The sequence below is a fragment of the Mycobacterium sp. SMC-14 genome (assembly GCF_046250075.1).
Lineage (GTDB): Bacteria > Actinomycetota > Actinomycetes > Mycobacteriales > Mycobacteriaceae > Mycobacterium.
In genome coordinates, this window is sequence record NZ_CP176429.1 from 945,676 (window position 1) to 965,981 (window position 20,306).

The window sequence follows — 20,306 nt, forward strand, 5'->3', positions numbered from 1 at the left end:
TGGTCGGCGGCATTCTATGGTTGATGCCGTGACCTCGAACCTCGACCTTTCCGGCGCACCGACCTGGTCGCCGCGCGAGGTCGAGCTGTTGGACGTCACCCTGGCGCTGCTGCAGGAGAACGGCTACGACCGGCTGACGGTTGATGCTGTCGCGGCTGCCGCGCGGGCGAGCAAGGCCACCGTGTACCGGCGTTGGCCGTCGAAGGCCGAGTTGGTGTTGGCCGCGTTCACCGAGGGCATCCGCCAGGTCGCGGTCTCGCCCGACACCGGCACGCTGCGCGGCGATCTGCTGCGGCTGGGTGAGTTGGTCTGCGAACAGGTGGCGCAGCATGCCGGCACGCTGCGTGCGGTCCTGGTGGAAGTGTCGCGGAACCCGGCGCTGAACGAGGTGATGCAGAGCAACTTCGTCGATCAGCGCAAGGCGCTGGTCCTGCACATTCTGGGGCAAGCCGTCGACCGCGGGGAGATAGACGCCGACGCCATCGACGACGACCTGTGGGACGTGTTGCCGGGATATCTGATCTTCCGGTCCCTGGTCTCGGGTCGGATGCCCACGGCGCACACCGTGGCCAACCTCGTCGATCAGGTGGTCTTGCCGGGCCTCACCCGCCGCGCCGACTGACTTCGCCTCGCGCGGCACCGGCGTGCCGCGCACTATTGAACCGTACGGTTCGGTACCGTACGCTAACTTTCATTCGAGCAGCCCACCGATACCGGGAGGCTTCCGGTGAAGAGACCGTCGCTTTTCCCACTGGTCCGGCGCGGGTGGATGGTTCTGGTGGCGGTCGCGGTAGTCGCCGTCGCGGCGTTCTGCGTGTATCGACTGCACGGCATCTTCGGCTCGGGTGACACCACATCGACCAGTAGTGATGCCGCCGAGGACATCGTCCCGTTCAACCCCAAGGACGTCGTCTACGAGGTCTTCGGCGCACCGGGGGCGGTGGCCACCATCAACTATCTCGATGTCAATGCCGCTCCTGTGCAGGTCATCGATGCCCCGTTGCCCTGGAGATATCAGGCGACGACGACCGAGCCGGCCGTCATCGCGGATCTGCGGGCACAGGGCAACGGCGACACGCTGGGCTGTCGCATCGTGATCGACGGCGAGCTCAAGGACGAGAGGACCGCGAACGCCGTGAGCGCCTACATCTACTGCTTGGACAAGTCCGGATGAGCGAGTCCGGCCGGCCGCCGTTCTGGCCACGCACCATCCGCCGCCTGGCGCTGCCGATCGTGCTGTTCTGGGTGGCGCTGGCCGCCGTGACGAACAGCCTGGTGCCGCAACTGGAGGTCGTGGCCGAAGCCCACAACGTGGGGATGAGCTCGCACGACGCGCCGTCGTATCAGGCGGCGAAGCGCATCGGAAAAGTGTTCCAGCAGTACGACACCGACAGCGCGGCGATGATCGTCATCGAAGGCGAGGAGCCGCTGGGTGCCGACGCCCACCGGTTCTACGACACCCTGGTCGCCAAGCTTGCGGACGACACCCGCCACGTCCAGCACATCCAGGACTTCTGGGGCGATCCGCTGACTGCCGCCGGTTCGCAGAGTAACGACGGGAAAGCGGCACTGGCGCAGGTGTTTCTAGCCGGAAGTCAGGGCGAGACGTTGGCTAATGAGTCGGTGGCCGCCGTCCGCGAGATCGTCGAGCAGACGCCGGCGCCGCCCGGCGTACACGCCTACATCACGGGCGCGGCCCCGCTGGTCGCCGACCAGTTCTCGGTCGGTAGCGAGGGCACCAACAAGGTCACCGCGATCACCTTCCTGGTGATCGCGCTCATGCTGTTCGCGGTCTACCGCTCGGTCGGCACCACTGTGCTCGCGCTGCTCACCGTGGCCATCGAGATGGCTGCCGCGCGTGGATTCGTCGCGTTCCTCGGCTACCGCGAGATCATCGGATTATCAACGTACTCAACGAATCTGCTGACATTGCTGGCGATCGCCGCGGGAACCGACTACGCGATCTTCATCATCAGCCGCTACCAGGAGGCGCGCGCGGCCGGTGAAGATCGCGAGACGGCGTTCTACACCATGTACCGCGGCACCGCCCACGTCGTGATCGGCTCGGGCCTGACCATTTCCGGTGCCGTGTACTGCCTGACCTTCACCCGGCTGCCCTACTTCCACACCCTGGGGCTGCCCGCCGCCATCGGCATTTTCGTCGCGCTGATCGCCGCGCTGACCCTCACGTCGGCGGTGCTCACGCTGGGCAGTCGGTTCGGATTCTTCGAGCCCACCCGGGCGATGCGGACCCGCGGCTGGCGCCGGATCGGTGCTGCCATAGTCCGGTGGCCCGGGCCGATCCTGGTGGTGGCGTGCGGTGTGGCCTTGATCGGGCTGCTTGCCTTGCCGGGCTACAAGACCAGCTATGACGCTCGTATCTACATGCCGGATCGTGCGCCGGCCAACATCGGTTACGCGGCGGCCGAACGCCATTTCTCGCAAGCTCGGCTGAACCCCGAGCTGCTGATGATCGAAGCCGACCACGACCTGCGTAACCCGGCATCCTTCTTGGTCTTGGAACGCGTCGCCAAGGCCGTGTTCCACACGCCGGGTATCGCCAAGGTGCAGTCGATGACACGTCCGTTGGGTACGCCGCTGAAGCACACGTCGATACCGTTTTCGGTCGGACAGGGAAGTGTCGCCCAGACCCAGAATCTCAAGTACCAGATGGATCGGGCGGCCGATCTGCTCAAGCAGGCGGCCGAAGCCGAGAAGTCGATTCACACGCTGGAACAGCAATATGTGCTGCAGCAGCAGCTCGCCGATGCCACCCACTCCGAGACCCAGAGCTTTCACGACACCGTCGACCTCACCAACGATCTGCGTGACCAGATCGCGAACTTCGACGACTTTTTCCGGCCGATCCGCAGTTACTTCTACTGGGAACCGCACTGCTACGACATCCCGGTGTGTGCGGCGCTGCGCAACGTGTTCGACCTGCAGGACGGCATCGACAAGCTCAGCGAGAAACTCGGACAGCTCACCACCACCTTGGACAAGTTGGACGCCCTGCAACCGCAGTTGGTGGAGCTGATTCCATCCCAGATCGAAAGTCAGCGAGTCAACCGCGACCTGGCGCTGAACAACTACGCCACCAACTCGGGGATCAGCGACCAGTCCGCCGCCGCCAACGACAATCCGGCCGCCATGGGCCAGGCCTTCGACGAAGCCAAGAACGACGACTCTTTCTACCTGCCGCCGGAAGCGTTCGACAACGCCGAGTTCAAACGCGGGATGAAGTTGTTCCTGTCGCCGGACGGCAAAGCGGCGCAGATGATCATCACCCACGAGGGCGATCCGGCGACCCCCGAGGGCATCGCGCACATCGACTCGATTCGCAATGCCGCCAAAGAAGCGGTCAAAGGAACCCCGCTGCAGGGCTCCCACATCTACCTCGCCGGCACCGCCTCGACCTACAAGGACATCGCCGACGCAGCCCGCTACGACCTGCTGATCGCCGGAATCGCCGCACTGAGCCTGATTCTGCTGATCATGATGATCATCACCCGCAGCCTGGTCGCCGCGATCGTCATCGTGGGCACCGTGGCGCTTTCGCTGGGTGCCTCGTTCGGACTGTCGGTGCTGGTGTGGCAGTACCTGTTCGGCATCCACCTGTACTGGATCGTGTTGGCCCTGGCCGTCATTCTGTTGCTGGCGGTGGGCTCGGACTACAACCTGCTGTTGATCTCGCGGTTCTCCGAGGAGATCGGCGCCGGCATAAACACCGGGATCATCCGGGCCATGGGCGGCACGGGTTCGGTCGTGACCGCCGCCGGGCTGGTGTTTTCCGCGACCATGGCCTCGTTCATCTTCAGCGACCTGCGGATCCTCGGCCAGATCGGCACCACGATCGCGCTCGGCCTGCTGTTCGACACGTTGATCGTGCGATCGTTCATGACGCCGTCCATCGCGGCGCTGCTCGGACGCTGGTTCTGGTGGCCGCAACGGGTGCGTCAGCGGCCCGCGGTGACCGCAGGCACCTAAGCGCACTACTTCTTTGCCGGAGCTCTTTTCGCCGGAGCCTTTTTCGCGGGAGCCTTCTTGGCCGGCGTCTTCTCGGCCGACGCTCGCTTCTTCACGCTGGCCTCCAGTTTGGCCAGCAGGTCGGAAACATCCTCGGTCGCATCCAGTTCAGCCGGGCGCTCTTCGGGGGTGAACGCCTCGTCGCCTTCGAGTTTGGCCGCGATCAACTCCTGCAACTGCTCCTGATAGGTGTCGTGGTACCGGTCCGGGTCGAAATCGTCGGCCATCGACTCGACCACCTGCCCGGCCATCTTCAGCTCGGCCGGTTTGATCTCCACCTTGGTGTCCAGAGCGGGGAAGTCCGGGTCGCGGATCTCGTCCGGCCAGAGCAGGGTGTGCACCATCATCACGTCGCGCTTGGAGAAATCCTTGACTCGCAGCGCCGCCAGCCGGGTCTTGTTGCGCAGCGTGAAATGAACTATCGCCACCCGATCGGTCTCGGCGAGTGTCTTGGCCAGCAGCACATAGGATTTGATCGACTTTGTGGCCGGCTCCAAGAAGTATGAGCGGTCGTAGAGCATCGGGTCCAGGTCGCCGGCGGGGACGAACTCGAGCACCGCGATCTCGTGGTCGCGCTCCTCGGGAAGGTTCGCGATGTCGTCGTCGGTGATCACCACCATCCGGCCGTCATCGGATTCATAGGCACGCGCGATGTCGCCGTAGTCGACGACTTCGCCGCATTCCTCGCACACCCGCCGGTAGCGGATCCGCCCGTGATCCTTGGCGTGCACCTGACGGAACTTGATGTCGTGGTCCTCGGTGGCGCTGTAGACCTTCACCGGCACGTTGACCAGACCGAATGCGATCGAACCCTTCCAGATGGAACGCATGAGGCCAGTATGCCCACGCGAGAGTGCCGATAACCTGCTTTGGCGCGACGTAGGTTGGTGAGATGGCCGCTGAGTCCGTCCAGACCCGGGTCAAGCTGACCAACGCCGAGAAGGTGCTTTACCCCGCCACGGGTACCACCAAGGCCGAGGTCTACGGCTACTACACCCGGATCGCCGAAGTGATGCTGCCGCACATCGCGGGGCGGCCCGTGACGCGCAAACGCTGGCCCAACGGTGTCGATCAGGGATCGTTCTTCGAAAAGCAGCTCGCCGCCTCGGCGCCGGGCTGGTTGGCCCGCGCCGAAATTCAGCATCGCTCCGGCATCACCACTTATCCGATCATCGAGGATCTCGACGGCCTGGCCTGGATCGCCCAGCAGGCTGCACTGGAAGTTCACGTTCCACAGTGGCGTTTCGAGGCGCAGTGGTCCCACGGCGGGAAGGTGCTCAAGCCAGGACTGGCGACGCGACTGGTATTCGACCTCGACCCCGGCGAGGGCGTAACGATGAGCCAGCTCGCCGAGGTGGCGCGCGCGATCCGCGACCTGATGACCGAGCTCGGCCTGGACACCTTCCCGGTCACCAGCGGCAGCAAGGGCTTGCACCTGTACGCCGCCCTCGAGCGTCCGGTGAGCAGCACCGGTGCCGCCACGGTGGCCAAACGCGTTGCGCAACAACTCGAAAGCGCGATGCCCGAGCTGGTGACCGCGACCATGGCCAAGAAGCTGCGGGCCGGCAAGGTTTTTCTCGACTGGAGTCAGAACAATGCGGCCAAGACCACCATTGCGCCGTACTCGCTGCGCGGCCGTGACCATCCGACGGTCGCCGCCCCACGCACCTGGGCCGAGCTGGACGACCCGGACCTGTGTCAGCTGCGCTTTGACGAGGTGCTGGACCGCGTCGGCCGCGACGGTGATCTGTTGGCCGGCCTGGATCGCCCCCTGACCGGGCAGGATCGACTGTCGGTGTACCGGTCCAAGCGTGATGCGGGCCGGACTCCCGAACCCGTCCCGGCCGCGGCACCGGCGCCGGGGGAGGGCAACAGTTTTGTCATCCATGAGCACCACGCCCGCAGGCTGCATTACGACTTCCGGCTGGAGCGCGATGGGGTGTTGGTGAGCTGGGCGGTGCCCAAGAACCTGCCGGACACGACGTCGGTCAACCATCTCGCGGTGCGCACCGAGGACCATCCGCTGGAGTACGGCCGCTTCGAGGGCACCATCCCCAAGGGCGAGTACGGCGCCGGCACGGTGCATATCTGGGATTCGGGTACCTACGTGACCGAGAAGTTCGAGGACACGCCCGAAAAAGGGGAGGTGATCGTAGTACTGGCCGGCGGCCGGATCTCCGGGCGATACGCACTGATCCGTACCGGCGGTGATCAGTGGCTGGCGCACCGGATGAAAGACCAGCAGGCATTCACGTTCAGCGAGCTGGCGCCGATGCTGGCCACCCACGGCTCGGTGACGCGTCTGGACGGCGGCCAGTGGGCTTTCGAAGGCAAATGGGACGGGTACCGACTGTTGGTGGATGCCGACCATGGCCGGGTCCGATTGCGTGCCCGCAGCGGACGCGACGTCACCGGCGAATACCCGCAGCTGCCGTTTCCAGCCGCCGACCTGGCCGAGCACCACGTGGTGCTCGATGGTGAACTCGTCGCGCTCGACGACCACGGTGTCCCCAGCTTCGCCGAGATGCAGAACAGCGCCCGTGCGGCCCGCCTACAGTTCTGGGCTTTCGACTTGCTCTTCCTCGACGGGCGCCCGCTACTGCGGGTGGCCTATCGGGATCGGCGCCGTCTCCTGGAAACCCTTGCGCGCGGAACCGATCTGGTGGTCAAAGACCTCTTGACGCCCGACGGCGCGAAGGCGCTCGACCAGTCCCGCCGGCTGGGCTGGGAAGGGGTGGTCGCCAAGAAGTGGGATTCGCCCTATCAGGCGGGGCGTCGTTCGACGGCGTGGGTCAAGGAGAAGTACTGGCGGACCCAGGAGGTGGTGATAGGGGGCTGGCGGGCCGGGGAAGGGGCTCGCGGCGGGGGGATCGGGTCGCTGCTGATGGGCATTCCCGACGGTGACGGCCTGCGTTTCGTCGGCCGGGTCGGTACCGGATTCACCGAACGTCAGCTGGCCGCCCTGAAGAAGATGTTGGTGCCGCTGCGCGCCGGTGGATCACCTTTCGGGGCACCGCTTCCCACGGCGGACGCCAAGGGCGTCACATTCGTGGAGCCGACCGTGGTGGGGGAGGTGCGCTTCAGCGAACGGACGACCGATGGCCGACTGCGTCAGCCCAGCTGGCGTGGACTGCGGCCCGATAAGACTCCCGCCGATGTGGTGGGTGAGGATTGACCGGTGCGATGGGTGACCTATCGAAGCGAAGACGGTGAGCGCACGGGTGTGCTGGACGGGGACGTGATCCATGCGCTGCCGCCCGGTGTGACGCTGCTGGAGTTGATCCGGCTCGGCCCCGACGGACTGCGCGACGCCGGAGAACGGGCGCTGAACGCCCCGTCAGCGACAGTGCGGGCCGACCAGGTGGCGCTGATGGCGCCGATCCCGCGTCCACCGTCGATCCGCGACAGCCTGTGCTTTTTGGACCACATGCGCAACTGCCTGGCTGCGACCGGACGCAGCCGCGAGCTCGACGACTCCTGGTATCGAATACCTGCGTTCTATTTTGCCTGCCCAGCAACGGTTTTGGGTCCCTACGACGATGCGCCCATGGCGCCCGGCAGTGTCTGCCAGGACTTCGAGCTGGAGGTTGCCGCGATCATCGGCACGGCCGGCGCGAACCTGTCGGTGGAGCAAGCCGAGCAGGCGATCATCGGCTACACCATTTTCAACGACTGGTCGGCACGGGATCTACAGGCCCAGGAGGGGGTGCTGGCGATCGGGCAGGCCAAGGGCAAGGACAGTGGGGTCACGCTGGGGCCCTACCTTGTCACCCCCGACGAGCTGGAGCCCTACCGCCGCAACGACAAACTCAGCCTGCACGTCACCGCGATCGTCAACGACGTGATCGTGGGGCTCGGGTCGACCGAGGCCATGGACTGGAGCTTCGGCGAGATCATCAGCTATGCATCGCGCGGGGTGCCGCTGGAGCCGGGTGACGTCTTCGGGTCCGGCACCGTCCCGACCTGCACTCTGCTCGAACACCTCGATCCTGCCCTGCCGCAACCATTTCCGGGCTGGCTGAGCGACGGTGACGTGGTGACCCTGCAGGTGCAGGGCCTCGGCGAGGTTCGCCAGACGGTGCGCGCGAGCGCACCGCCGATACCGCTGCCCGAGCGCCCGCGACCCTAGGGTGCCTAGGCCGCCGTGACGGTCACCTTGATGGCCGAGGCGCCGTCTGAGGTGATGATCAGCTGCGACGCGTTGGGACCGGAGGTGACGTGTCCGCCGGTCACGTCGACGGTGTAGCCGTTGGGGTATTGGCTGGTCGGAACGGAAATGGTGGTCTGGGAGCCGGCGCCGAAGGTGCCGGATCCGTCGGCCTGGTCGGTGGAGTAGCTGAAGGAGAAGACTCCGCCCGAGAACGACCACGAGGTCGGGATGCCTGAGATCACCTGCGGGTAGGGCTGGGCCAACGTGTCGAGTTTGTCCCAGTTGACGTTGTCTCCGACCGGTGGCTTGCTGGGGTCGTACACCAGCGCCTGGTCCTCCGGTGAGATGCTGGTGATGTCCTTGCCGGAGTAGGCCCATTCGGCCCAACCGAACAGCGCCCGGTTGGTGGCCTGCAGGCTCGCTTCGATGGCTCCAATGTTGTTGGTAGCGCCGAATTCGCTGAACCAACCCGGGATGTTGTGGGCCTGGGTGTAGTCCATCGCGTAGTCGAGGACGACGTCGGCGTTCCAGTCGCAACCGAAGCTGGTCCCGGGGAACAGTGAAGCCGTGAGGCAGTAGTGGTGGAACGAGAAGGCCGAGTTCGGGTCGTCCACCGTGCCCAAATTCGTCGGCACCGGCAGGCTGCCGAAGAGGGCGGGCGGTTCGAAGAACACGGTCTTGTTCGGGTCGACGGATCGGATGGCCGCGTCGATCTGGTTGTAGAACGGGGTCAGTTGCTGGGCTTCGAAGTACGAGTTGCCCAAGATGCTGCCCAGCCAGTGCGTGCCGGCCCACGGCTCGTTCATGATGTCGTAGCCGGCGACGTTGGGATCGCCCTTGAAGTAGTTCGCGACGGCCTGCCACGACAACGCGTAGTGGTTCTGCAGCCCGATCCCATCGGAGGCTTTCGTGTTGGCCCAGAACGTATCCCAGGCGTGGTTCTGCGCCGGGCTCACGGGGTAGGTGAACGGGAAACCCAAGCCGATGTGAGGTAGCCCGCCGTTGAAGGTGGCCCAGTCCGGAGCGCCCTCGCCGCCGAACTCCTCGTTGTAGAGGTCCTGATGCATGTCGAGAACCGCCACGATGTTGTGTCGCGCCAGCATGTCCACGGTTTCCTTGACCGACGCCAGGTAGTCGTAGTCGATGACACCGGGTTGGGGCTCCACCCCGGCCCAGATGATGCCCAGGCGTACCGAATTGAAGCCGTTGGCGGCCAGGAATGCGGCATCGTCGTCGCTGAACCCGTCGCCAGAGGGCGCATACGGGGCGACCTTGTAGACCTGGTTGAGGCCGTGCCAGATGACGACCTGGCCGTCGGCGTTGGTGAGCCAGCCGTTGGACGCCTCCACCACAGGGGCGATGGTTCCGGTGATGCCGCCGGGCAGGGTGCCGTAGTGGCCGACGTCGCCGTGAGTTCCGGAGATCAGGCCGGCCACGCCGCCGACGCCGCCCAGTGCGGGCAGCCCAGCTGAGGTGGCGCCGTCGCCGGCGTCGCCGCCGTGCCCGCCGTTGCCGAACAGCCAGGCGGCGGCACCGCCGTCGCCGCCTGCGGCCCCGGCGCCGCCTTCGCCGCCGGCGCCGCCGTTGCCGAAGAGCCCGACCGCCGAGCCGCCGTGGCCGCCGGCGACGCCGTCGGTGGTGCTGTTCCAGCCGGCGCCGCCGTCACCGAAGAGCCAGCCGCCGTTGCCGCCGTCGGGGTTGGCTTCGGTGCCGTCGGCGCCGTTGCCGATGACCGTCGAGCCGAACAGGGTGTTGATGGCGCCGTTGACTTGGATGCCCAGGTCGCTGTCGATCCACTTCTCGGCGATGTCGTGCAGGCCGGTGTAGAGGTCGAAGGCCAGAGCGGGGCTGGGCTCGGCCAGCGCGGCAAAGGCGGCGTCCCAATGCTCGGCGGACAAGAAGGTGTCCCAGGCGGTGGTGTCGAACAGGGCGTCACCGTCAAGGGCGCCTTCGGCGGTGACGAACGGGGTGACCAGCACGTCCATCATGTCGTCGAGGTCGGCGTGGGCCGGCGGGGTCAGGGGGGCGATCGCCAAGAACGCGGCGATACCGACAACCTTGCTGCCCACAACCTTGCTGCGGTGACGAGACATCTCGACAAACCCTTCTCATGGACCTGCTCGGTTTCTTAAGTGTGTCTGAGAAGGTAAACGAGTTACTTACCCTGCGCAAGGTTCCGGCAGGGAGCGCGTGGGCACCGGCTGTCGACCCAACCCGAAGTGATCCGCTGTTACGCCGCGGTCACCGTCACCTTGATCGTGGAGGCGCCGGAGTCCGAGGTGATGATCAGCTGCGACGCGTTGGGCCCGGAGGTGACGTGCCCGCCGGTCACGTTGACGGTGTAGCCGTCGGGGTATTGGCTGGTCGGAACGGAGATAGTGGTCTGCGATCCGGCTGCGAAGGCTCCGGAGCCGTCGGCCTGGTCGGTGGAGTAGCTGAAGGAGAAGACTCCGCCCGAGAACGACCACGAGGTCGGAATGCCCGAGATCACCTGCGGGTAGGGCTGGGACAGGGCGTCGAGTTTGTCCCAGTTGACGTTGTCGCCGTCCGGCGGCTTGGTCAGGTCGTAGACCAGAGCCTGATCGTTCGGTGAGGTACTGGTGATGTCGCCGCCGGTGTAGGCCCATTCGGTCCAACCGATCAGATGCTGATTGGCGGCGTTCATTCCGGCGTTGATCGCCGGGATGTTGTTGGTGGCGCCGAACTCGCTGAGCAACGCCGGAATGTTGTGCTCCTGCGCGTAGTCCATCGCGAATCCGAACGAGACGTCGGCGTTCCAGTCGCAGCCGAAGCTCAGGGTCGGGAACAACGCATTCACCATGCAGTAGTGGTGGAACGAGAAGACGGTGTTGTCGTCGTCGACCGTGCCCAGGTGGTTTGGCACAGGCAGGCTGGCTTCGAGAGTGGTGGGACCGAAGAACACGGTCTTGTTCGGGTCGACTGAGCGGATGGCTTCGGTGATCTGGTTGTAGAACGGGGTCAGCTGCTGGGAGTCGAAGTAGGGGTTGCCCAACAGGCTGCCCAGCGTCTGGGTGCCTGCCCAGGGCTCGTTCATGATCTCGTAGCCGGCGACGTTCTCGTTGCCCTTGAAGTAGTTGGCGACTGCCTGCCACATCAGTGCGTAGTGGTTCTGCAGCCCGATCTCGTCGGGTGCTTTGTCGTTGGCCCAGAACGCATCCCAGGCGTAGTTCTGCGCCGGGCTGACGAAGTAGCTGCCCGGGAACCCTGCCTCGACGTTGGGCAACCCGCCGGTGAGGACGGCCCAGTCGGGCGCACCGTCGCCACCCAGGCTGCCGCTGTAGAGGTCTTGGTGCATGTCGAGGATGGCGACGATGTTGTGGTTGGCCAGCATCTGGACGGTCTGTTGGAGCGACGCGAGGTAGCCGTAGTCAATGACTCCAGGCTGCGGTTCCACCCCGGCCCAGATCACGCCCAGGCGTACCGCGTTGAAGCCGTTGGCGGCTAGGAAGGCAGCATCGTCGTCACTGAACCCGCCGGCGGACGGTTCGTAGGGGGCGATCTTGTAGACCTGGTTCAGCCCGTGCCACATGACGACCTGGCCGTCGCTGTTGGTGAGCCAGCCGTTGGACACCTCCACCGGCGGGGCGACCGTTCCGGTGATCCCGCCCGGCAGTGCACCGTAGTGGCCGACGTCGCCGTGGGTGCCATAGAGCAGGCCGGCCACGCCGCCGACGCCGCCCAGTGCGGGCAGCCCAGCTGAGGTGGCGCCGTCGCCGGCGTCGCCGCCGTGCCCGCCGTTGCCCCACAGCCAGCCGCCGGTGCCGCCGTCGCCGCCTGCGGCCCCGGCGCCGCCTTCGCCGCCGGCGCCGCCGTTGCCGAAGAGCCCGACGGCCGAGCCGCCGTGGCCGCCGGCGACGCCGTCGGTGGTGCTGTTCCAGCCGGCGCCGCCGTCACCGAAGAGCCAGCCGCCGTTGCCGCCGTCGGGGTTGGCTTCGGTGCCGTCGGCGCCGTTGCCGATGACCGTCGAGCCGAACAGGGTGTTGATGGCGCCGTTGACTTGGATGCCCAGGTCGCTGTCGATCCACTTCTCGGCGATGTCGTGTAGGCCGGTGTAGAGGTCGAAGGCCAGAGCGGGGCTGGGCTCGGCCAGCGCGGTGAAGGCGGCGTCCCAGTGTGCGGAGGACAAGAAGGTGTCCCACGCGGTCGCGTCGAACAGGGCGTCACCGTCGAGCGCGCCATCGGTGGTGACGAACGGGGTGACCAGCACGTCCATCATGTCGTCGAAATCAGCCTGAGCGGTCGGGGCGATCGGGGCGATCGCCAAGAACGCGGCGATACCGACAACCTTGCTGCCCACAACCTTGCTGCGGTGACGAGACATCTCGACAAACCCTTCTCATGGACGCGCCTATTTCTGAGGCCTGTCTGAGAAGCTAAATGAGTTACTTAACAACGCGCAAGGGTGCAGCGGAAAAGGCGTGCGATTCGGTGCCCGGCTGACACGCCCGCATCGCTGCGGGACTAGCGGTTATAGCTGGTGGGCGCGCTGCAACGCGGTCAAAGGTGAAATCGCGCGATAGTTCGCTACGACAATTATTTCGTAGGCCCGATCAGCACTGGGTCGCGGCGCGAATCCACTGACGCCGAGCGTCGCTCTGCCCGGCCTCCGACGCCGCGGCGCGAAGCAGGCGGATAACCCGCTGGTGATCGCCGTGGCCGACTCGCAGCTCGACCGGTAGATACTTTTGTGTCTTCATGTGTGAATACCCCCTGCAGGTCACGCAACGAGAACTGCAGTACCCGACCGCTGTGGGTGGGCGGTCAGTGCACGTATCGATCAACGCCGGCGGCGGCGAAATGTATCCCGATTCAGCCGGGCAAAACGGTGAGCGTGCACACGTGCGGGCGAAGACGTGACAGGCGTCACCCCGCCTTGGCGATCACGTGCTCGGCGAACCGCTCCAGGTTGCGGATCTTGGTGTCCAACGGCTCGGTGTCGGATCCGACGATGTAAGGCACCCGGAAGCCGACGATGACGTCGGTGACGCCCTTGTCCTCGAGTCGTTTGATGCCGTCGAGGGTGAAGCCGTCAACCGAGATCACGTGGATTTCGAAGGGATCGTCGGCGCGGCCCTCCTCCTCGCGGAGTTGTTTCAGCCGGGTGATCAGCCCGTCCAGCTCGGCCGGGTCGCCCCCGCCGTGCATCCAGCCGTCGTGCCGGGCCGCTCGGCGCAGCGCGGCTTCGGCGTGGCCGCCGATCAGGATCGGGATCGGCTGCGACGGAGCCGGGGCCATCTTCGTTTTGGGGATGTCGTAGAACTCGCCGTGGAATTCGAAGTAGTCGCCGGTGGTGAGCCCCTGGATGATCTCGATGCACTCATCCATCCGCTTGCCGCGCCGGGCGAACGGCACCCCCATCAATTCGTAGTCCTCCGGCCACGGGCTGGTGCCCACGCCCAGGCCCAGCCGGTTGTTGATCATCGCGGCCAGCGAGCCGGCCTGCTTGGCGACCAAGGCCGGCGGGCGGATCGGCAGTTTGACGACGAACGGGGTGAATCGCAGCGTGCTGGTGACCGCGCCCAGCGCGGCGATCAAGACGAAGGTCTCGATGAAGGCCTTGCCGTCGAGGAATTCCCGGTTGCCGTCGGGGGTGTAGGGGTATTTCGAGTCCGATTCGAACGGGTAGGCGATGCTGTCGGGGATCGTCATGCTGTGGTACCCGGCGGCCTCGGCGGCCTTGGCGAGCGGAATGTAGTAGCTCGGGTCGGTCATCGCTTCGGCGTAGGTGAACCGCACGTCGTCTCCTCGGTCTCGGGTGGTGTGGCGCACTTCTCTGCATAGCAGACTCGCCCGGCCCGACCTGAGCGGGGGACTGGGATCAGATGCGCGGCGGCATCGCGATCTCGACGTTTTCCAGGGGGAACGGTGGATATCCGGCGGCGCCGATCACGGTCAGCGTGCCCCACGGCGTCCGCTCCGCGACGCGCCCTTGCGCGGTGTGCTCGCCAATCCGGATGTTGACCTTCGAACCGGTGACACTCGCGCCCGGCAATTCGTTGAAAAGCATTCCCTGCCAATGGTATTGGCCGTCGATCGGATCGAAGTGTCCGGTCAGGCGCACTCGCGTCGGGTACTCCTCGCCGTTGTGGGTGAGAACCGCCGGCCCGTCATAGGTTTCGGCGTTTTCTAAGTCCACGCCTCCGCAGCCGGTGAGGTAGAACCGCGAAATGCCTCGAGTGGGCAACAGCGGGTGCACCCGCAGCCGCGGCGAACGGGACTCGATCCGGCTGGCTCCGCTGCGCCGTAGGGCATCGACGAGCCGAGCCACATACCGGGCCTGCCTGCGGGTGTGCGGGCCGGGAATCTGGAATCGGTTGGGGACGCCATGCCTGGCGACCACGTCGTCGGTTGAGGCGGCGGTGCCGATCAATACGCGGGCGACAAGCGCCTCGCCGTCGGCACTGGTCACCGTCCAGGTGTCGTTGCCGCTGTCGAATCGGGTGGACACGTTCGTCGCATCGACGGCGCGGGCGACATCGATCAACCCGTGCAGGTGCGCCGGGTCGCCCAGCACCACCACGTCGAGGACGCCGTTGCGGCTCACAGGAATCCGGCCCGCCGCCACATCCGTCGGGCCAGCCCACCCATCAGTCCGACTTCGGTGAAGAACGCGGCCAGCGGCGCGAACGACGAGCGGGAAGCGGCATGGAAGTGCGGGTTGGCTCGCGCCACCCGGCGAGCTTCGCGGCCGTCGAGCCCGACCCGGCTGTAGATGACCGGCAGGGTGAACAGGTGGCGGTAGAACGGTCCGCCGACACCCTGCAGGTTGGCCAGCAGAACCCGGCGGTAACGGGGCATCGCCGGCACGCTGCGTCGCAGACCGTCGCGGGCGTACTGGATGTGGCGGGCTTCTTCGGTGACATGGATGCGCATCACACGTCGCACGATCGGTTGCAGGTCCGGATCGTCGAGGATCTGGCGCTGCAGCGCGTCGAAGATCTCCTCGCCGACCAGCGCCGCTCCCCACAAGATGCTGCCGCGGAACAGGAAGGGAAGCGCGTTGATAACGATGCGCTGGTGCAGCCGCGGGCGCACCGGCACTCCGCCGATCCGATCGATGGTCTTGCCGAACATCAGCATGTGGCGGGTCTCGTCGCCCAGTTCGGTCAGCGAGTAGTGAGTGGTGCGCGCGGTGGGGTTCTTGTGCATCATGTCGCGCAGCAGCGCCTGGTTGAGGATGTTCTCGAACCAGATGCCCGCCGACAGGACGTTGACCAGCTCCTGGCGCGACATCTCGATCTGCTGCTCGCGGGTCATGGCTTCCCACAGGCCGGTCCCGTAGAGGGTGCACATCCGCGGCGGCAGGAAGAACTTGTCGTCCTCCAGCGGGGCGTTCCAGTCGATGTCGACGACCGGTGCATAGGACTTCTTCACCGAGCCCTTCAGCAGACGCTCGGCAAATTCCTCCCGGGTCGGTTCGCTCGGCCGCACCGCAGTGGTCATGACGGAATCCCTTCTCGCTCGGACGTGTAAAAACTAGGAGCCGCAACAAGGCATGTCAATACCGACGGTACCGGATACCTACGGTTTCATGTGTGATGCCCATCACATGCCTGGCCTGGCGCTATTCCGGTTGAAGCGTCGTCAGTGGCGTCGGGATCGGCATCTCGCAATCACTCCCGGGTAGGGCCTTGACTGCCACAATTGTGGCCATGCGACCGGGCCTGGCGGACCGAAAGGCAGAGACGTCAGCGGTGTGCGCTTTCCTCGACACCGCCCTTGGCGAACCCGCGACGCTGGTGCTCGAAGGCGAACCCGGCATCGGTAAATCCACGCTGTTGTGGGAGGCGGCCGAGGCCGCGACCGCACGGGGGTACCGGGTGCTCTCGGCGTCAGGTGCCCCGACCGAGGTGCGGTATGCCTACGCGGCGGTGGCCGACTTGCTTGCCGACATCGACGCCGCCGTACTTGCCGAATTGCCCGAGGTGCAGCGCGCGGCCCTCGATCGCGTTCGGCAGGGCGGGGCCGACGGCCCTGCCGGTGACGAGCGGATGGTTGCCGCCTCGTTCTTGGCGGTGATTCGCAGCGTGAGTTCCGTCGCGCCGGTACTGCTTTGTGTCGATGACGCTCAGTGGCTGGATGCGTCAAGCCAGATGGTGATCGGGTTTGCGGAACGCCGGCTCAACGGCCGAGTCGGTCTGCTGATCACCGTCCGGACGGGAGCCCGGGGCGCTGTCGACATGAGCTGGCTGAATCCGGCGCGGCCCGGCGCACTGGCTCGTCTGCGGATCACGCCGCTGACCCTGGGCGGCGTGCATGCTCTGATTTCCACTCGACTGGGGTACACGTTGCCCCGTCCTTCGATCACTCGGATCCATGAAACCTCGGGCGGCAACCCGTTTTTCGCTCTCGAACTTGCGCGGTTCATCGCCGAGGACCCAGACCGGGCCGCCGTCGGCCTTCCCGACAGTTTGGCGGCGCTGGTGCGCGACCACATCGGGCAACCCGACACGGAGGTCGGCTCGGTGTTGTTGGCCGCCGCCTGTGCCGCTTCGCCGACCGTGGAGCGAGTGAGTCGTGCGGTCGACCTCAGCCCCGATCGCGTTGTCGAGCTGGTGGAATCCGAGCAGGCCGCCGGGGTGGTCGCGCTCGACGGCAGCCGGATCCGGTTTCGCCATCCGCTGTTCGCCACCGGTGTCTACAGCGCGGCCGGACCGTCGGCGCGCCGGGCGATGCACCGTCGCCTTGCCGAGACTGTCGAAGAGGCCGAGCTGACCGCGCGTCATCTTGCGTTGGCGGCCACCAGCGCTGACCCGGAGGTGTTGCAAGCGCTCGATGAGGCCGCCACGGTTACCCGGGGGCGCGGAGCCCCAGCGGTAGCGGCGGAGTTGATCGAACTCGCCATCAACCTGGGCGGTGATACCCCGCAGCGACGGATGGGCGCTGCCGAACAGCACTTTCGCTCCGGAGCTATTGCGCCAACGCGTGCTCATCTGCAATCGATCTTGAACGGGTCGTCATCGTCGCGCGGGTTGCGGTGCATGGCGATGATCGCTCTCGCCGCAGTCACCGGCTACGGCGGGAGTTTGGTGGCCGCGGCCGAGCTGCTCGCGCAGGCCATCGACCAGTCCGCCGACAATCCGGCACTGCAGCTTCAGGCCCGGCTGTTGCTGGTGCCGCTCGCAAGGGTGATCGGGCACGGTGAGGAGTCGGTTCACCTCGCGGGCGTCGCCGTGGCGCAGGCCGATCAGCTGGGTGTCCCCGGATTACGCAGCCAGGCGTTGACGATTCAGGCCGTGGTCCGCTTTTGGCATGGGCTTGGCCTTGATCCATCCGCCTTGCAGCTGGCGCTGGATCTGGAGGACCCGGCCGGCGGTCCGGCCGCGACTTACCGCGCCAGCACCGTCGCGCCCGTGATCTGTTCCTGGACCGGGGGACAGGAGGAAGCTTCCAGCCAGATTCGTGTCATCCGGCAGCGGTTGGTTGAAGGTGGGACCGAGACCGACATCCTCTGGATGGCCGACTACGCCACGATGGTCGAACTCTGGCTGGGGCATTACGAGGAAGCCGGGGCCATCGCCGAGGAAGCGGTACAACGCGCCGAGCAGATGGGCGCCGAAATGGTGTTGGTGTGCGCGTGGGCTCGCCGCGCTGCGGTAGCCGCCTACACCGGATCCGTCGAACTGGCCCGCTCAGACGCGGGCGCGGTGATCGACACGTCTCGTGTCAGCGGCGACGTCATGCACAGGCAAGCGGCAACAGCCACCCTGGGCTTCCTCGAAGTGTCGCTGGGGAACTATGGGGCAGCGCTGGCGGTACTCGCGTCGTCGTTGGCGTCGTTCGATCCCGACCACGACTGCGAAATCGTTGTGGGCGCTTACCTGCCCGATGCGGTGGAGGCGCTGACGGCCTTGGGGCGCCTCGACGAAGCCGAACCGCTGATCGTTGCGCTGGAGACCAATGGCGCGCGGCTTGATCGGCCGTGGATGCTGGCGGTGGGTGCTCGCGGGCGCAGCCACTGGCTGGCCGCCCGGGGTGAACTCGACGCTGCCGAGCGCGCTGCCCTGGAGGCCTTAGTGCACCATGGGCGCTTGTCGATGCCCTTCGAGACGGCGCGCACCCAGTTGCTGCTGGGCCAGGTTCAGCGTCGTCGCCGGCGTAAACAGGCCGCCCAGACCAGCTTGAGTACGGCGCTGGCCGCCTTCGAGAGGCTGGGGGCGCCATTGTGGGCCCGACGTGCTCGTGCCGAGCTGGACCGGATGACTGCGGCAGTCCCCGGTACGGGACTTACCGCGGCCGAACGGCGGGTTGCCGAATATGCGGCGGCGGGGTTGTCGAACAAGCAGATAGCCGCGGAGCTGTTCATCGCCGAAAAGACCGTGGAGATGACGCTGAGCACCGTGTATCGCAAGTTGGGTATCCGCTCGCGCGCCGGGCTGTTTGCGGCGCTCAATCCCGGAGAGGTCCAGGGAAAACCCTGATTCGCTACGGCACGGGTTTGGTTAGCGTCGGGCAGATGGGCGACAACGGATCGGCGCGTCAGTGCTTCTTGGTGGAGTGGTACCAACCCGACCTGGCCGAATCAACCGTCGACGCTGTGATCGACCGGCTGGCGTCCGCCGCGGCTGCCGTGCGCGGGAGGCTGGTGGTTGCCTTGACCTCGCCGCGCGACGAGACCTTGTTCGGGGTGGTCGCTGCCGACTCTTCTGACACGGTTGTGACGGCTTGCAGCCAAGCCGGATGGCGGGTCGACCGGATCACTGCTGGGGTGCAGGCCCGGGTCGGCGATGCCGGGAGCTGGCTCTAGCTGTTCGTGGCTCTTCGGCTGCGCAATCGACAAAGTCAGGTTTCCGCGTTTGCGCCGTGGCAAGATCTGCCCATGGGACCCTTCCTGCTCCGCGCCGGGCTGACCGGGCTCGCCTTGTGGATCGTGACTCAGATCGTTCCGGGGGTCGAGATCGTCGGCGGTGACACCACGCTGCAACGGGTCGGCATCATCTTCGTCATCGCTTTGATCTTCGGGCTGGTGAATGCCTTCATCAAACCGGTGGTGCAGCTGCTGTCGATACCGCTGTACATCGTCACCCTGGGCCTGTTCCACATCGTGGTCAACGCACTGATGCTGTGGATCACCGCGTGGATCACCGACAAGACCGCCAAGCACTGGGGCCTCTACATCGCCGACTTCTGGTGGGACGCGATCTGGGCCGCGATCGTCTTGTCGCTGGTGGGCTGGGTGTTGTCGCTCGTCGCCGGACGCATCGCCAGGTAGCGGGGCAGACTCGGGGTATGCCGGAGCTGCCCGAGGTCGAAGCACTCGCCGACCATCTGCGTCGGCACGCAGTCGGTTGCACCATCGGCCGGATCGACGTGGCGGCGCTGTCTGTGCTCAAGACCTTCGACCCGCCGCCGACGGCGTTGCATGGCGGGCAGGTGACCGGCGCGCACCGCTGGGGCAAGTATCTGGGGTTGCAGGCCGGTGAGCTGTTCTTGATCGCGCACCTGTCCAGGGCGGGCTGGCTGCGCTGGTCGGATCAGCTGGCGGCCGCACCGCTGCGGCCGGGCAAGGGACCGATCGCGCTGCGGGTGCACCTGGGTGTTCCGGGGCAGGCCCCGGGCTTCGATCTGACCGAAGCAGGCACCCAGAAGCGGCTGGCGGTCTGGTTGGTCGACGACCCGGCGAAGGTTCCGGGCATCGCCACGCTGGGTCCCGATGCGCTCGCAACCGATGTCGACGAACTCGCCCGATTGTTGGCGGGCAATACGGGTCGCATCAAGACGGTCCTGACCGATCAGAAGGTGATCGCCGGGATCGGCAACGCCTACAGCGACGAGATTCTGCACACCGCGCGACTGTCGCCGTTCGCCACCGCCGGCAAATTGTCGGCGGCTCAGCTGACCGCACTGCACCAGGCCATGCACACCGTGCTGACCGATGCCGTGACCCGCTCGGTCGGCCAACAGGCCGCCACCTTGAAAGGGGAGAAGCGTTCCGGTCTGCGGGTACACGCCCGAACCGGGCTGCCCTGCCCGGTCTGCGCCGACACGGTCCGGGAAATATCTTTCGCCGATAAGTCATTTCAGTACTGCGCGACCTGCCAGACCGGCGGCAAGGTGCTCGCCGACCGTCGGATGTCACGACTGCTCAAGTAATTCTTCTAATTCTTCG

15 protein-coding genes and 2 pseudogenes are annotated in these 20,306 nt (G+C 66.1%); 10 read left to right on the forward strand and 7 right to left on the reverse strand.

Going from position 1 to position 20,306, the window contains the following annotated elements; translation table 11 throughout:
• Positions 1–16 precede the first annotated feature (16 nt).
• The 3 genes from ACKY0W_RS04565 to ACKY0W_RS04575 all read left to right on the forward strand — a co-directional run bounded on the left by ACKY0W_RS04565 (position 17) and on the right by ACKY0W_RS04575 (position 3,987).
• Complete coding sequence (locus ACKY0W_RS04565) at positions 17–622, forward strand: TetR/AcrR family transcriptional regulator (RefSeq protein ID WP_409436581.1); 606 nt, start codon at positions 17–19, stop codon at positions 620–622.
• Between the two features lie 105 nt (positions 623–727).
• Complete coding sequence (locus ACKY0W_RS04570; protein WP_409436582.1) at positions 728–1,174, forward strand: MmpS family transport accessory protein; 447 nt, start codon at positions 728–730, stop codon at positions 1,172–1,174.
• Positions 1,171–3,987: an RND family transporter gene (locus tag ACKY0W_RS04575; RefSeq protein WP_409436583.1), complete on the forward strand. Its 2,817-nt coding sequence runs from the start codon at positions 1,171–1,173 to the stop codon at positions 3,985–3,987. Before ACKY0W_RS04570 ends, ACKY0W_RS04575 begins: the two co-directional genes overlap by 4 nt.
• Before the next feature lie 5 nt (positions 3,988–3,992).
• Here the strand turns inward: ACKY0W_RS04575 and ACKY0W_RS04580 are convergent, their stop codons facing one another.
• Complete coding sequence (locus tag ACKY0W_RS04580) at positions 3,993–4,856, reverse strand: Ku protein (RefSeq protein ID WP_409436584.1); 864 nt, start codon at positions 4,854–4,856, stop codon at positions 3,993–3,995.
• A 62-nt stretch (positions 4,857–4,918) separates the two neighbouring features.
• On the opposite strand from ACKY0W_RS04580, the gene ACKY0W_RS04585 reads away from it, so the two are divergent.
• Together ACKY0W_RS04585 and ACKY0W_RS04590 are read left to right on the forward strand one after the other, a co-directional pair.
• The gene (locus ACKY0W_RS04585; protein WP_409436585.1) at positions 4,919–7,201 is read left to right on the forward strand and encodes an ATP-dependent DNA ligase; all 2,283 of its coding nucleotides are present in this window, start codon (positions 4,919–4,921) and stop codon (positions 7,199–7,201) included.
• 3 nt (positions 7,202–7,204) lie between these two features.
• A pseudogene (locus ACKY0W_RS04590) lies at positions 7,205–8,152 on the forward strand (fumarylacetoacetate hydrolase family protein); the annotation flags it as partial.
• 8 nt (positions 8,153–8,160) lie between these two features.
• Here ACKY0W_RS04590 and ACKY0W_RS04595 read toward each other — a convergent pair.
• The 6 genes from ACKY0W_RS04595 to ACKY0W_RS04620 form a co-directional block, all read right to left on the reverse strand.
• Complete coding sequence (locus ACKY0W_RS04595) at positions 8,161–10,269, reverse strand: cellulase family glycosylhydrolase (RefSeq protein WP_409436586.1); 2,109 nt, start codon at positions 10,267–10,269, stop codon at positions 8,161–8,163.
• 137 nt (positions 10,270–10,406) lie between these two features.
• Positions 10,407–12,518: a cellulase family glycosylhydrolase gene (locus tag ACKY0W_RS04600; protein ID WP_409436587.1), complete on the reverse strand. Its 2,112-nt coding sequence runs from the start codon at positions 12,516–12,518 to the stop codon at positions 10,407–10,409.
• A 229-nt stretch (positions 12,519–12,747) separates the two neighbouring features.
• Positions 12,748–12,894, reverse strand: coding sequence for a hypothetical protein (locus ACKY0W_RS04605; protein ID WP_409436588.1), 147 nt, complete (start codon positions 12,892–12,894; stop codon positions 12,748–12,750).
• A gap of 166 nt (positions 12,895–13,060) precedes the next feature.
• Positions 13,061–13,933, reverse strand: coding sequence for a TIGR03619 family F420-dependent LLM class oxidoreductase (locus ACKY0W_RS04610; protein WP_406756096.1), 873 nt, complete (start codon positions 13,931–13,933; stop codon positions 13,061–13,063).
• A gap of 82 nt (positions 13,934–14,015) precedes the next feature.
• On the reverse strand, positions 14,016–14,741 hold the full coding sequence (locus tag ACKY0W_RS04615) for a DUF4873 domain-containing protein (RefSeq protein ID WP_409436589.1): 726 nt from the start codon (positions 14,739–14,741) through the stop codon (positions 14,016–14,018).
• A complete protein-coding gene (locus tag ACKY0W_RS04620; protein ID WP_409436590.1) occupies positions 14,738–15,640 on the reverse strand; it encodes an AurF N-oxygenase family protein in 903 nt (300 codons plus the stop codon). Before ACKY0W_RS04620 ends, ACKY0W_RS04615 begins: the two co-directional genes overlap by 4 nt.
• Positions 15,641–15,849: 209 nt before the next feature.
• On the opposite strand from ACKY0W_RS04620, the gene ACKY0W_RS04625 reads away from it, so the two are divergent.
• The 5 genes and pseudogenes from ACKY0W_RS04625 (at position 15,850) to ACKY0W_RS04645 (ending at position 20,290) form a co-directional block, all read left to right on the forward strand.
• Positions 15,850–18,618 (forward strand): helix-turn-helix transcriptional regulator, encoded by a 2,769-nt coding sequence (locus tag ACKY0W_RS04625; protein ID WP_409436591.1) that lies wholly within the window; start codon positions 15,850–15,852, stop codon positions 18,616–18,618.
• Between the two features lie 35 nt (positions 18,619–18,653).
• A complete protein-coding gene (locus tag ACKY0W_RS04630) occupies positions 18,654–18,944 on the forward strand; it encodes a hypothetical protein (protein ID WP_409436592.1) in 291 nt (96 codons plus the stop codon).
• Between the two features lie 72 nt (positions 18,945–19,016).
• Positions 19,017–19,409, forward strand: a complete 393-nt coding sequence (locus ACKY0W_RS04635) for a phage holin family protein (protein ID WP_409436593.1) — start codon at positions 19,017–19,019, stop codon at positions 19,407–19,409.
• Positions 19,410–19,426: 17 nt separating this feature from the next.
• Positions 19,427–19,669, forward strand: a pseudogene (locus tag ACKY0W_RS04640) (DNA-formamidopyrimidine glycosylase family protein); the annotation flags it as partial.
• A gap of 162 nt (positions 19,670–19,831) precedes the next feature.
• Positions 19,832–20,290, forward strand: a complete 459-nt coding sequence (locus ACKY0W_RS04645) for a zinc finger domain-containing protein (RefSeq protein ID WP_409437648.1) — start codon at positions 19,832–19,834, stop codon at positions 20,288–20,290.
• Positions 20,291–20,306: the final 16 nt, after the last annotated feature.